This window comes from Terrabacter aerolatus, from assembly GCF_007991735.1.
Classification (GTDB): domain Bacteria; phylum Actinomycetota; class Actinomycetes; order Actinomycetales; family Dermatophilaceae; genus Terrabacter; species Terrabacter aerolatus.
The window spans coordinates 49,472-63,036 of the sequence record NZ_BJYX01000013.1; the positions used below are offsets into that span (position 1 = coordinate 49,472).

9 protein-coding genes and 1 riboswitch are annotated in these 13,565 nt (G+C 72.5%); of the genes, 2 read left to right on the forward strand and 7 right to left on the reverse strand.

What is annotated here, in order from left to right:
- The gene (locus TAE01_RS12815; RefSeq protein ID WP_147067038.1) at positions 1-1,080 is read left to right on the forward strand and encodes an endonuclease/exonuclease/phosphatase family protein; all 1,080 of its coding nucleotides are present in this window, start codon (positions 1-3) and stop codon (positions 1,078-1,080) included.
- Positions 1,081-1,113: 33 nt separating this feature from the next.
- Here TAE01_RS12815 and TAE01_RS12820 read toward each other — a convergent pair whose 3' ends face one another.
- A complete protein-coding gene (locus tag TAE01_RS12820) occupies positions 1,114-2,595 on the reverse strand; it encodes an aminotransferase class V-fold PLP-dependent enzyme (protein WP_147067040.1) in 1,482 nt (493 codons plus the stop codon).
- A 36-nt stretch (positions 2,596-2,631) separates the two neighbouring features.
- Positions 2,632-2,757: riboswitch (SAM riboswitch) on the reverse strand.
- Positions 2,758-2,957: 200 nt separating this feature from the next.
- Between TAE01_RS12820 and TAE01_RS12825 the strand changes: the two genes are divergently transcribed.
- A complete protein-coding gene (locus TAE01_RS12825) occupies positions 2,958-5,921 on the forward strand; it encodes an FtsK/SpoIIIE family DNA translocase (RefSeq protein WP_246111323.1) in 2,964 nt (987 codons plus the stop codon).
- A 46-nt stretch (positions 5,922-5,967) separates the two neighbouring features.
- On the opposite strand, the gene TAE01_RS12830 is transcribed toward TAE01_RS12825, so the two are convergent.
- Genes TAE01_RS12830 through TAE01_RS21200 form a run of 6 tightly spaced genes read right to left on the reverse strand, consistent with a single transcriptional unit; the run spans position 5,968 to position 13,560 of the window.
- Complete coding sequence (locus TAE01_RS12830) at positions 5,968-6,645, reverse strand: response regulator transcription factor (protein WP_147067044.1); 678 nt, start codon at positions 6,643-6,645, stop codon at positions 5,968-5,970.
- Positions 6,642-9,176 (reverse strand): DUF4118 domain-containing protein, encoded by a 2,535-nt coding sequence (locus tag TAE01_RS12835; protein WP_147067046.1) that lies wholly within the window; start codon positions 9,174-9,176, stop codon positions 6,642-6,644. Before TAE01_RS12835 ends, TAE01_RS12830 begins: the two co-directional genes overlap by 4 nt.
- 17 nt (positions 9,177-9,193) lie before the next feature.
- A complete protein-coding gene (gene kdpC / locus TAE01_RS12840) occupies positions 9,194-9,766 on the reverse strand; it encodes a potassium-transporting ATPase subunit KdpC (protein WP_147067048.1) in 573 nt (190 codons plus the stop codon).
- A 7-nt stretch (positions 9,767-9,773) separates the two neighbouring features.
- Positions 9,774-11,825 (reverse strand): potassium-transporting ATPase subunit KdpB, encoded by a 2,052-nt coding sequence (gene kdpB / locus TAE01_RS12845; protein WP_147067050.1) that lies wholly within the window; start codon positions 11,823-11,825, stop codon positions 9,774-9,776.
- The gene (kdpA, locus tag TAE01_RS12850) at positions 11,822-13,474 is read right to left on the reverse strand and encodes a potassium-transporting ATPase subunit KdpA (protein WP_147067052.1); all 1,653 of its coding nucleotides are present in this window, start codon (positions 13,472-13,474) and stop codon (positions 11,822-11,824) included. The genes kdpB and kdpA overlap by 4 nt, the downstream gene beginning before the upstream one ends.
- The gene (locus TAE01_RS21200; RefSeq protein ID WP_142178494.1) at positions 13,474-13,560 is read right to left on the reverse strand and encodes a potassium-transporting ATPase subunit F; all 87 of its coding nucleotides are present in this window, start codon (positions 13,558-13,560) and stop codon (positions 13,474-13,476) included. The genes kdpA and TAE01_RS21200 overlap by 1 nt, the downstream gene beginning before the upstream one ends.
- Positions 13,561-13,565: the final 5 nt, after the last annotated feature.

The window sequence follows — 13,565 nt, forward strand, 5'->3', positions numbered from 1 at the left end:
GTGACGGTGCACGAGGTCGAGAAGGGCACCGGCCGGCCCGGTGACGACCTCGCCGCGACGGACGTCGAGGACAACGAGCAGGCCGCGCCGGCCCGGGAGGCGGCACGACGCCGTGTGCCGGCCCGCCGGTGGCTCGACGTCGCCATCGGTGTGGTCCTGGTCGGCCTGGGCGCGGTCGGTGCGCTCCGGTGGTGGGACTCGACGGCATACGTCGTCGTGGTGCTCCAGACGGCGGGTCCCTTCGTCGTCGTGGGCCTCGGGCTGCTCGCCGTCGCCACCCTCCTGCTGCGCCGGTGGTGGATGCTGGTTCCGGTCGTCGCCGTGCTCGTCGTCGCGTCCGCGGTGGCGGCGCCGGCCTTCCGGGCGTCGACGTCGCCCAAGGCCGACCGCGACCTCACCGTCATGTCGGCCAACGTGTGGATCGGCTCGGCCAACGCCGCGCAGCTGATGGACGCCGTGCGCTTCCACTCCGTCGACGTGCTCGTCGTCACCGAGGCGACGCCCGAGTTCGTGCGCAGGCTCGACTCCGAGGGAGCCACCGACTACTTCAACCACCGGGAGGGCGTCGCGCGATCCGAGACGTACACCGGCACCATGGTGCTCTCGCGCTACCCGCTCTCGGTCCGCAGCCTCGGCACGGACCCCGCCGTCGAGGGCACCCGGAGCATCCAGCCGGAGCTCGACGTGACGGTGCCCAACGGCACGGTCCGCCTCAAGGTCGCCCACCCGACGGCGCCCCTGCAGGGCGACACCGCCGAGTGGCGTGCCGGTCTTCGGGCGCTCCAGACGTGGAAGGAGCGGCTCGACGGCGACGAGCCGCTCGTCATGGCCGGCGACTTCAACGCGGGCTTCGGCCACCCGGGCTTCCGTGACCTCGCCGACGGCCTCGACGACGCCCAGCGCACCGACGGCCAGGGCTGGGTGCGCACGTGGCCCTTCGCGGGCCACCGCCTGCCGGCGTTCGTCCAGCTGGACCACCTGCTGAGCCGCGGCCTGACGGTCGTCGAGGCCGGGCAGGTCGCGTTCAACCGTGCCGACCACGCGGCGGTCTGGGCGAGCTACCACCTGCCGGCCCGCTGAGCAGGAGGCGACGGACCCAGCGCGCGGGCGGGGTCACCAGGGGCGCTCGACCTCGACGTCCCGGGGGTCGGTGCCCTCGACCGTCCAGCCGCTGTCGGTGAGCGTCCACGTCGCGTCGGTGCCGCGCTCCACGAGCCGCGCGACGGCGGCGACGAGACGCTCGACGCCCTCGAGGGTGCTGCCGAGGCCGATGCTCGCGCGGACCGCCGTGGAGGCGCGCTCGCCCCACGGGTCCTCGAGCAGCTCGTCGACGAGCAGGTGGGCGCAGAACTTGCCGTCGCGGACGCCGATGCCGTGCTCGACGGACAGGACCTGCGAGACGAGCGAGGAGTCCCAACCGTCGACCGTGAAGGCGACGACGCCGACACGGTCGCTGTCGTCCCCGAAGATCGAGAGGACCTCGACACCCGGCACCTCGTCGAGCCCGGCGCGCAGGCGCTCGAGCAGGAGCGTCTCGTGCTCCTCGATGGCGTCGCGGTGGCGGTTGATCGTCGCGCAGGCGGCCGCCAGGGCGATGGCACCGATGACGTTGGGGCTGCCGCCCTCGTGGCGGGCCGGTCCGGTCGCCCACGTCGTGCCGTCCTCGGTGACCGAGCGCGTCGCTCCGCCGCCCAGCAGGTAGGGGTTGCCCGAGTCGAGCCAGTCGGAGCGCCCGGCGAGGACGCCGGTGCCGTAGGGGGCATACGTCTTGTGGCCCGAGAAGGCGACGTAGTCGGCGTCCCAGGCGGCGAGGTCGATGGTGCGGTGAGCCGAGAGCTGGGCGGCGTCGACGGCGATCCGCGCGCCGTGCTCGTGCGCGAGGGCCGCGAAGCGCTCGACCGGCCACACCTCGCCCGTGACGTTCGAGGCCGCCGCGACGACGACGAGACGGTGGCGCGACGGGTGGTCGACCAGGGCCTCCTCGAGGAGCGCGTGGGCGTCCTCGAGCGTCTGCGGGACGGGGAGGCGCACCGTGCGGAAACGTCCCCACGGCAGCAGGGTCGAGTGGTGCTCGGTGTCGAAGACGAAGACGGTGGTGCGGCTCGGCAGGGCCTTGCTCAGCAGCGACCACGAGTCGGTGGTCGTGCGGGTGAAGACGACCGTGTCGTCCTCGCGCGCGCCGACGAAGGCCGCCACCTCGTGCCGTGCCTGCTCGTACCACGCGCTCGTCAGGCGCGAGGCGAAGCCGGCGCCGCGGTGCACGGACGAGTAGGTCTCCAGCGCGCGGTCGACCGCCGCCTTGACCGTCTCGAGCGCGGGCGTCGACGCCGCGTGGTCGAGGTTGGCGTATGCCGTGTCGCCGCGGAGCGTGGGCACGTGCAGTCCCGCGCCGACGACGGCGGGCAGCTCACGCCCCTCGGGTACGACGTGCAGCGCCCGGGTGCGGACGGCCGGGGCCGAGGAGCCGCCACAGAGCGAGGCGGACGGTGAGGCGTCCGGGCTGGCCGGGGGGCGGTTCGAGGGGTGCGCCGAGACGTGCGCCGCCGGACGGGTCGAGGGACGGCTCGAGGGACGGGTCGAGGAAAGGACCGACATGCCAGTGCTCCTGGGTCAAGGGACCCACCCGGTGCGGGTCCGCGCTTGCCGACCTCGATGACGCGTTCGGACCGAGGGCGGCCCGGTCGTCACCCGGAGCACCCCACCGCGGAGGAGGGTTGCTGGCCAGCGAGCCGGGGCTTGTCACTGGCACTCATGACCTGTCGAGGACGATAGGGGAGCCCGTCCGCGACTGTCCACCGGTCGGTCTCCGGGTGTCGCGATCTGAGACGGAGGGCGGGGCGAGGGGTGTGGCTCGGCGGTCCCGCGTGCCTCCCGGAGGGCGAGATCCCCACAGACCCATCGGTCGTGGTGCGCGTGTGACGCGTGAGTTCACCGGTGCGTTGACGTACGGTGCGAGCATGGCGTCACGTCCGTCCAGCACCCAGCGCTCGAGCACCTCCGCGGCCACCCGCGCCAAGGGGTCCTCGACGAGCGCCACGTCGCGCCCTCCCGCAGCCCGGTCGACCCGGCCCGCGCAGCGCAAGCCCGCGGCCCGCAAGCCGGCGGCCAAGTCCGGCTCGCGGACGCCGTCCAAGGCCCGCGGTGGTGGACTCCCGTTCCCTCTGGGGGCGATGCGCAACACGTGGATGGGCGTCTCGCACATGGCCGGGGGAGCGGTGCGCCGCGTCGGGCACAGTGCCGCGGACCTCGAGCCGGAGCACAAGCGTGACGGCCTCGGCTTCGCCCTCATCGCCCTGGCGGTCGTCGTCGCGGCCCGTGAGTGGTGGGGTGTCTCGGGCACCTTCGGCCAGGTCGTGCACGCCGTCTTCGCCGGCACGTTCGGCCGCGTCGCGTATGCCGTCCCGCTCGTCCTGCTGGCCCTCGGCCTGCGCATGCTGCGCGCCCCCCAGGACGACGCCGCCACCAACCGCATCGTCGTCGGCACCATCGCGCTGACCTTCGCGGCGTGCGGACTCGCGCACCTCGCCGACGGCATCCCCAACCCGCCCGACGGCGCCGACGGCATGCGCGCCGCCGGCGGCATCCTCGGCTTCCTCGCGTCGAGCCCGCTCGCCGCCGCCGTCTCGACGTACGGCGCCCTCGCGCTGCTCATCCTGCTCGGGCTCTTCGGCCTGCTCGTCATCACCGCCACGCCGGTCAACATGATCCCGACCCGGATGCGCCAGCTGCGGTCCCTCGTCATCGACCGCGGCCACGAGGCCTACGACGACCACGACGCGGGCGAGCCCGACGACGCACCGGCCGCAGCGGTCAAGCGGGCTCGTCGCAAGCCCGTCGACCTTGCCGACCGGGACGGCGACGAGGCGTTCCGGCAGGCCGCGCAGAAGGCGCTGGAGGACGAGACCGGGTCACGTCCACGACCGGGTGAGAAGCGTCCGACGCCTCCCGGGCTCGTCGTCCCCCGACCCGGCGGCGAGAAGACCGAGAAGGTCATCGACGCGACCGACCCGAAGACGCTCGGTGCCCCCGACACGAGCAAGGTCGGGCCCAAGGCCGAACTCATCCCGCCGCCCATGTCGGACCTCCCCGCCCGCGTCGAGCAGCTGAGCCTCGGCGGCGACATCACCTACCGACTGCCCGACCCCGGGATGCTGACGCCGGGACCCCCGCACAAGACGCGCAGCGAGACCAACGACCGCGTCGTCGAGTCGCTGACCAACGTCTTCGACCAGTTCGACATCGACGCCGCCGTGACCGGCTTCACGCGTGGCCCGACGGTCACCCGCTACGAGGTCGAGCTGGGCTCGGGCACCAAGGTCGAGCGCGTCACCGCGCTGTCGAAGAACATCGCGTATGCCGTCGCCTCGGCCGACGTGCGCATCCTCAGCCCGATCCCCGGCAAGTCCGCGATCGGCATCGAGATCCCCAACCTCGACCGCGAGAACGTCTCGCTCGGTGACGTGCTGCGCAGCAACACGGCGCGTGCCAACGAGCACCCGATGGTCATGGGCGTCGGCAAGGACGTCGAGGGCGCCTACGTCATCGCCAACCTCGCGAAGATGCCCCACCTGCTCGTCGCCGGCGCCACGGGCTCGGGCAAGTCGAGCTTCGTCAACTCGATGATCACCTCGATCCTCATGCGCTCGACGCCGGAGGAGGTGCGCCTCATCCTCGTGGATCCCAAGCGCGTCGAGCTCACGGCATACGAAGGCATCCCGCACCTCATCACCCCGATCATCACCAACCCCAAGAAGGCCGCCGAGGCCCTCGCCTGGGTCGTCAAGGAGATGGACCAGCGCTACGACGACCTCGCCGCGTTCGGCTTCAAGCACGTCGACGACTTCAACAAGGCGGTCCGCGCGGGCAAGGTCAAGCCCCTGCCGGGCTCCGAGCGCCAGCTGACGACCTACCCGTACCTGCTCGTCGTCGTCGACGAGCTCGCCGACCTCATGATGGTCGCCCCGCGCGACGTCGAGGAGTCGGTGGTCCGCATCACCCAGCTCGCCCGCGCCGCGGGCATCCACCTCGTGCTGGCGACGCAGCGGCCCTCGGTCGACGTCGTCACGGGCCTCATCAAGGCCAACGTGCCCTCGCGCATGGCCTTCGCGACGAGCTCCCTCGCGGACTCCCGGGTCGTGCTCGACCAGCCGGGTGCCGAGAAGCTCATCGGCCAGGGTGACGCGCTCTTCCTGCCCATGGGGGCGAGCAAGCCGATGCGTGTGCAGGGCGCCTGGGTCAACGAGTCCGAGATCCACGAGGTCGTCAAGTTCGTGACGACCCAGCTCAAGCCCAACTACGTCGAGGACGTCACCGTCGCGGCGCCGAAGAAGCAGATCGACGACGACATCGGCGACGACCTCGACGTGCTGCTGCAGGCGACCGAGCTCGTCGTCACGACGCAGTTCGGCTCGACCTCGATGCTCCAGCGCAAGCTGCGCGTCGGCTTCGCCAAGGCCGGCCGCCTCATGGACCTGCTCGAGTCGCGCGGCGTCGTCGGACCGAGCGAGGGCTCCAAGGCCCGCGACGTCCTCGTGCGCCCGGACGACCTCGAGCAGACCCTCGCGCTGCTGCGCGGCGACGACGTGCCGCACCCGAACGAGCCCGTCGACGACGACGACCTCGCCGGGATCATCGAGGCCGCCGAGCCGTATGCCGCGCCGCCCGTCGACATCGAGCCCCCCGAGGTCTCGGCGCACTACGCCGCCGAGGAGGAGGCGGACGCCGCTCCCCAGCGGACCGCCGCCCTCGTGGCCCAGCGCGGTGAGCAGCGGCTCGCCGACGACGAGACGACGGCCGTGCCGACGGCCCGGTGGACGCCCGGCGACATGACGCGCACGGTCGACGAGGACGACGACGAGGAGTCCGAGGACGCCTGGAACCTCACCGACCGCGGAGCGCGCGGCTACCGCGAGCGCGACTGACCCCCGCCACCGTCGAGAGGCCCAGAGTTCGTGGGTGCACGAGGGCTCAGGGGTTGAAGCGGTAGCCGAGCCCGGGCTCGGTGACGAGGTGGCGGGGGTTGGCCGGGTCGGGCTCGAGCTTGCGGCGCAGCTGGTTGGCGTAGACGCGCAGGTAGTTCGACTCCCTGCCGTACGACGGGCCCCACACCGCACGCAGCAGGTCCTGCTGCTGCACGAGGTGTCCCGGCTCGCGGCACAGCGCCTCGAGCAGTCGCCACTCGGTCGGTGTGAGCCGGACCTCCTCGCCCTCCACGGTGGCCCGCCGCTCTGCGAAGTCGAGGGCGAAGTGACCGGTGACGACGGGACCGAGCTGGCGGCCGAGATCGCTGCCGCGACGCACCGCAGCTCGCACCCGGGCGAGCAGCTCCTCCACCCCGAAGGGCTTGGTCACGTAGTCGTCGGCCCCGAGGTCGAGCGCCTCGATCTTGTCGTCGGACTCGTGCCGGGCCGACAGGACGATGACCGGCACGACGGACGTCGCCCGGATGCGGCGGAGCACCTCGGTGCCGTCGATGTCGGGCAGGCCGAGGTCGAGGATGACGAGGTCCGGGGCGTCCTCGCTCACCGACTGCACCGCCGTGCGACCGTCGGCGGCGGTGACGACCTCGTTGCCGTGGGCGCGCAGCGCGATGGCCAGGGTGCGCTGGAGCCGGGGGTCGTCGTCGACGACGAGCACTCGTGTCACGCGTCCTCCTGGGCGGTGGGGTGGGCGGCAGCCGGGGTCAGTGGCAGCTCGATGACCATGGTCAGGCCACCGCCGGGGGTGTCCTCGGGCACGAGTGAGCCTCCCATGACGGTCATCAGCCCGCGGGCGACCGCGAGGCCCAGACCGAGGCCGTCTCCCTGGGGTGCGTCGCCCGCTCGCTGGAAGGCGGCGAAGATCCGCTCCTTGTCCGGGTCGGCCACGCCCGGTCCACGGTCGATGACGCGCAGCTGCACCGTCGCGCCGATGCGGCCGGCGGTGATGCGCACGTCGGCGTCGCCGCTGTGCCGCAGGGCGTTCTCGACGATGTTGGCGAGCACGCGATCGAGGAGCCCGAGGTCGGCCCGGACGAGGGGGAGGTCGGGCTCGAGGGCGATCTCGACGCGCTCGGGGGCCGAGGTGGTGCGCACCGTCGACACCACGGCGTCGAGCAGGTCGATGGAGTGGTGGTGGGCCCGGACCGCTCCGGTCTCGAGGCGCGAGAGGTCGAGCAGGTTGCCGATGAGGGCGTCGAGGCGGTCGGCACTCTCCTCGACCGACTCGAGCAGCTCGGCCTCGTCCTCGGTCGACAGGGCGAGGCCCGACTGCCGCAGCGTCGACACGCCCGCCTTGATGCTGGCCAGGGGTGTGCGGAGGTCGTGCGAGACGGCGGCGAGCAGGGTCGTTCTCGCGGCGTTGTCGCGGGCGAGACCGGCGGCCTCCCGCGCGGCCCGGACGAGCTGCTCACGCCCGCGCAGGATCGAGGCGTGCGCCGCGTAGACCCCGACGACCCGCTGGTCCTCGGCGGCCACCGGTGGTCCGTCGAGGAGCAGGTGCAGTCCGTCCTCGACGGTGACGTCGAGCGCCCACGTCGCCCCCGCAGGGAGCAGGCTGCCGGTGGGCAGGGCCGGGTCGGTGGAGGCGATGACCCTAGAGGGCTGGTCGGGTCGGGCCTCGGAGAGCACGGCCGCGCGCATCCCGAGGTCGTCGCGGGCCCGGACGAGCAGGGCCGGCAGCGGCCGCGGCTCGGCGAGCAGGTCGCGGCTCATGGCCGCCAGCGCCGACGACTCGCGCTCGGCCGAGACGGCCTGCTCGGTCCGGCGGGCCGCGACGTTGACGACCGACGACACCGCCATGGCGACGAGGACGAAGACGGCGAGGGCCAGGGCGTTCGGCGGGTCGCTGATCGTCAGCGTCCCGCGCGGCTCGGTGAAGAACCAGTTGACGACGAGCGACCCGACGACGGCGCAGAAGAGCGCGGGCCAGATGCCGCCGACGAGGGCGCACACGACGGTGAGGGCCAGGTAGAGCAGCAGGTCGAGCGAGAGCGTGTGGCCCTCGCGCGTCGCGACGAGCACGCCGGTCAGGGCCACGAGGGCGACGACCGCGAGCAGCAGCCCGGTGACGACCCTGCGGAGCGGGAGACCGGTGGCGCGGGGTCGACGGTGACCCACGCGTGAGCCCTCGTGCGGCACGAGGTGCACGTCGATGTCGCCCGAGCCGTCGGCCACCTCGGAGGCGATGCTGGGACGCAAGGTCTGCTGCCAGCGGCTGCGCCGGCTGACGCCGACGACGATCTGCGTCGCGTTGACGCCGCGCGCGTGGTCGAGGATCGCGTCGGCGACGTCGTGTCCCGAGACGTCGTGGAACTCGGCGCCGAGGTCACGGGCCAGACGTCTCAGTCGCTCGAGCACGACGGGATCGGTCGACGCCAGGCCGTCGGCGGAGCGGACGTGGCAGGCGATGAGGTCGCCCCCGGCGGCCCGGGTCGCGATCCGGGCACCGCGCCGCAGCAGGGTCTCGCTGCCGGCGCCACCGGTGAGGGCGACGACGACACGCTCCCGGGCCGGCCACTGGGCGTCGATGCCCTGGTCGGCCCGGTAGCGCTCGAGCGCCTCGTCCACCCGGTCGGCGAGCCAGAGCAGGGCGATCTCGCGCAGCGCCGAGAGGTTGCCCGTGCGGAAGTAGTTGGCGAGCGCGGCGTCGACCTTTTCGGGGCCGTAGATGTTGCCGTGCGCCATCCGTCGTCGCAGGGCCTCCGGCGACATGTCGACGAGCTGCACCTGGTCGGCGCGCCGCACCACCTCGTCGGGCACGGTCTCCTGCTGGCGGATGCCGGTGATGGACTCGACGACGTCGTTGAGCGACTCGAGGTGCTGGATGTTGACCGTCGAGATGACGTCGATGCCGGCCTCGAGGATCTCCTCGACGTCCTGCCACCTCTTCTCGTGCCCGCCCTCGCCGACGTTGGTGTGGGCGAGCTCGTCGACGAGGACGACCCCCGGACGGCGCTCGAGGACGGCCTCGACGTCGAGCTCGGAGAGGTGGCTGCCGCGGTGCTCGACCTGGCGGCGGGGCAGGACCTCGAGTCCCTCGACGAACGCCTCGGTGTGGGCCCGTCCGTGCGTCTCGACGAGGCCGACGACCACGTCGGTGCCCCGCTCGAGCCGGCGGTGCGCCTCGTCGAGCATGGCGACGGTCTTGCCGACTCCCGGCGCCGCGCCGAGGTAGATCCGCAGCGAGCCACGCCCCATGTCCCGATCCTCTCAGGTCACCCGGCGCTCGACGCCGCGAGGCGCGCGAGAGCGAGGTTGAGCTCGAGGACGTCGACCCGCGGCTGACCGAGGAAGCCGGCCGTGCGCCCCTGCGTGTGCGCCACGACGAGCGAGCGCACCTGCCCGACGTCGAGACCGCGGGCGGCGGCGACGCGCTCGACCTGGGCTGCGGCATACGCCGGCGAGATGTGCGGGTCGAGCCCGCTGCCCGAGGCGGTCAGCGCGTCCGCGGGCGCGGAGGCGATGTCGAGCCCCGCGGCCGCGGCGCGCTCGGCCACCGTGGCATCGAGAGCGGGGCCGGGGCCCAGGTTGGTGCCGCCGCTCGTGGCGCCGGCATAGTCGCTCGCCGAGGGCCGCGAGTGGAACCACTCGCCGCCCTTCCACTGCTGCCCGACGAGGCTCGAGCCGACGACCTTGCCGCCGTAGGAGACGAGCGACCCGGCGGCCTGGTCACGTGCCACGACCTGGCCGACCCCCCAGACCGCGGCGGGGTAGAGCACCCCGAGCAGCACGGTGAGCACCAGCATGGCCCTCAGTCCGGCCAGCGACTGCTTGACGACGTTGTTCATCTCTGCCTCACATCATTCCGGGAAGGTGGCTCACGACGAGGTCGATCAGCTTGATGCCGATGAACGGCGCGATGACGCCGCCGACGCCGTAGACGAGGAGGTTGCGTCGCAGCAGGGCCGTGCTGCCGGCGGGCCGGTAGCGAACCCCCCTCAGCGACAGGGGAATCAACGCGACGATGATGAGCGCGTTGAAGATGACCGCCGAGAGCATGGCCGACTTCGGTGTCGCCAGGCCCATGACGTTGAGCGCGTCGAGGCCGGGGAAGAGCACGACGAACATGGCCGGGATGATCGCGAAGTACTTGGCGATGTCGTTGGCGATCGAGAACGTCGTCAGGGCGCCGCGCGTGATGAGCAGCTGCTTGCCGATCGAGACGATGTCGATGAGCTTGGTGGGGTCGGAGTCGAGGTCGACCATGTTGGCCGCCTCCTTGGCCGCGGAGGTGCCGGTGTTCATCGCGACCCCGACGTCGGACTGGGCCAGGGCCGGTGCGTCGTTGGTGCCGTCGCCCGTCATGGCGACCAGCCGGCCGCCCTCCTGCTCCTTCTTGATGAGGGCCATCTTGTCCTCGGGCGTCGCCTCGGCGAGGAAGTCGTCGACGCCGGCCTCAGCCGCGATGGAGGTCGCGGTGAGGGGGTTGTCCCCGGTGATCATGACGGTGCGGATGCCCATGGCCCGCAGCTGGCCGAAGCGCTCCTTCATGCCGGGCTTGACGACGTCCTTGAGGTGCACGACCCCGAGCGCCCGCGGCTGTTCGCCGGGTCGGGCGGTGGCGACGACGAGGGGTGTGCCGCCCGCACGCGCGATCGTGTCGACCATGGTGAGCACCTCCGGCGGCACCTGACCACCGTGGCGGGCGACCCACCTGCAGACCGCGTCCGACGCGCCCTTGCGGACGGCGGTGCCGTCGCAGAGGTCCGCGCCGGACATGCGCGTCTGCGCCGTGAACTCCACGAAGGTGGCGCCGTCGCGGCGTACGCCGTCCAGCCGCGCCCGCGTCCCGTCGGGCAGCCCGGTGGCCGCGAGATCGACGATCGAGCGGCCCTCCGGCGTCTCGTCCGCCAGCGACGAGAGGTAGGCCGCCTCGACGAGCTCCACGTCGTCCGGTCGGGGCGCTGACAGCAGCTCGGTCGCCCGCCGGTTGCCGAACGTGATGGTGCCGGTCTTGTCGAGCAGCAGGGTCGACACGTCGCCGGCCGCCTCGACGGCGCGGCCCGACATGGCCAGCACGTTGTGCTGCACGAGCCGGTCCATGCCGGCGATGCCGATGGCCGAGAGCAGCGCGCCGATCGTCGTGGGGATGAGGCACACGAGCAGGGCCACGAGGACCACGACCGACTGCTCGTGGCCCGAGTAGACGGCGAGGGGCTGGATGGCCATGACGGCGAGGACGAAGATGATCGTCAGGGTCGTGAGCAGGATGGTCAGGGCGATCTCGTTCGGCGTCTTCTGCCGGGCGGCCCCTTCGACGAGGGCGATCATACGGTCGATGAACGTCTCGCCGGGCTTCGTCGTGATGCGCACCGTGATGCCGTCGGAGAGCACGGTCGTGCCACCGGTGACGGCGCACCGGTCGCCGCCGGACTCGCGGATCACGGGGGCCGACTCGCCGGTGATGGCCGACTCGTCCACCGTGGCCATGCCCTCGACGACGTCGCCGTCGCCGGGGACGACCTCACCCGGGCGCACGACCACGAGGTCACCGACCATGAGGTCCGAGGCGGCGACGGTCGTCAGGGAGCCGTCCACCGCTCGGCGCTGCGCGGTCGTCGTCGTGCGGGCCGCGCGCAGCGTCGCGGCCTGGGCCTTGCCCCGACCCTCGGCCACGGCCTCGGCCATGTTGGCGAAGAGGACGGTGGCCCAGAGCCACAGCGTGATGCTCCAGGCGAACCACGACGGGTCGGTGACGGCGACGACCGTCGTCACGAGCGATCCGACCCAGACGACGAAGACGACGGGGCTGCGCCACACGTGGCGGGGGTCGAGCTTGCGCACCGCCTCCGGGAAGGTCGCGACGAGCTGCCGCGCCAGGAGCGTGAGCGACATCGAGTGGGTCATGACAGTGCCTCCGCGAGGGGACCGAGCGCCAGTGCCGGGAAGAAGGTGAGTCCGGTGACGATGACCGCCACCCCGACGAAGAGGGCTGCGAACGTGGGTGTGTGGGTGGGCAGGGTGCCGGCGTTGACGGGCCGGCGTCGTTGTGTCACGAGAGAACCGGCGAGGGCGAGCACGAGCACGATCGGCACGAAGCGTCCGAGGAACATGCACAGGGCCAACGTGAGGTTGACGTAGGGCGTGTCCGCCGAGAAGCCGGCGAACGCGCTCCCGTTGTTGTTGGCGGCCGAGGCGTACGCGTACATCACCTCGGTCAGCCCGTGCGGCCCCGTGGCCAGCATCTGCGAGGAGACGAGGGGTGCGACCATCCCGATGCCGGTGAAGACGAGGACGAGGGCCGGCATGACGAGCAGCGCGAGCGCGGTCAGCGTGATCTCGCGGCGCCCGACCTGCTTGCCGAGCAGCTCGGGCGTGCGCCCGACCATGAGCCCGGAGATGAAGACCGTGAGGACGGCGAGCAGCAGGGCGCCGTAGAGCCCCGACCCCACGCCTCCGGGCGACACCTCGCCGAGCAGCATCGAGAAGAGCACGCCGCCCCCGCCGAGCGGGCTGAAGCTCTCGTGCATCGAGTTCACGGCCCCCGTCGAGGTCCCCGTCGTGCTCGCGGCGAAGAGCGCCGAGGGCCAGACGCCGAAGCGCAGCTCCTTGCCCTCGAGCCCGCCGAGCCGGCCGCCGGCGGCACTCACCTCGGCCCAGGTCACCGCGGCGACCATGAGGCCCCACAGGGTCGCCATGAAGCCGAGCACGGCCCAGCCCTGCCGGCGGTCGCCGACGAGGACGCCGTAGGTGCGCGGCAGCGAGAACGGGATGACGAGCAGCAGGAAGATCTCCAGCAGGTTTGTGAACGCGTTGGGGTTCTCGAAGGGGTGGGCCGAGTTCGCGTTGAAGTAGCCACCGCCGTTGGTCCCCAGCTCCTTGATCGCCTCCTGCGAGGCGACGAGGCCGCCCTGGAGCACCTGCGAGCCGCCCGACACCGTCGGCACCGTGGTCGGCGCCGAGAGGTTCTGGATGACGCCGCCCAGGAGCAGCACGACAGCAGCCACGGCCGCGAGCGGCAGGAGCACCCGGACGGTGCCGCGCACGAGGTCGACCCAGAAGTTGCCGACCGCCGACCCGCTCGACCGTGCCAGCCCGCGCACGAGCGCGACGGCCACGGCCAGACCCACGGCCGGCGAGACGAAGTTCTGGACGGTCAGCCCCAGGGTCTGCACGAGGGGCGACGTGCCGGCCTCACCGGCATACGACTGCCAGTTCGTGTTCGTCACGAAGGAGACGGCGGTGTTGAGCGCGGTGTCGAGGTTCATCGCGGCCCCGCGGTCGAGCGGCAGCACGCCCTGCAGGGCGATGAGGGCGAAGAGCAGCACGATCCCGACGACGGAGAAGCCGAGGACGGCGACGGCGTACGTCGTCCACCGCTGCTCCGACGCGGGGTCGACGCGGCACAGGCGGTAGACGAGGCGCTCGACGCGCCAGTGGCCCCGGTCGGTGTCGGTGAAGACCCGCGCCATCCACGTCCCGAGGGGCACGTGGACGGCGGCGAGGGCGGCGACGAGGACGGCGATGGTGAGCAGGCCGCTGGCGGTGTCGCTCATCAGAAGCGGTCCGCGTGGAGCAGGACGTGGACGAGGTAGGCCAGCACGGCGACCCCGACCACGAGCAGGAGGACGTTGGTGAACATGCCTC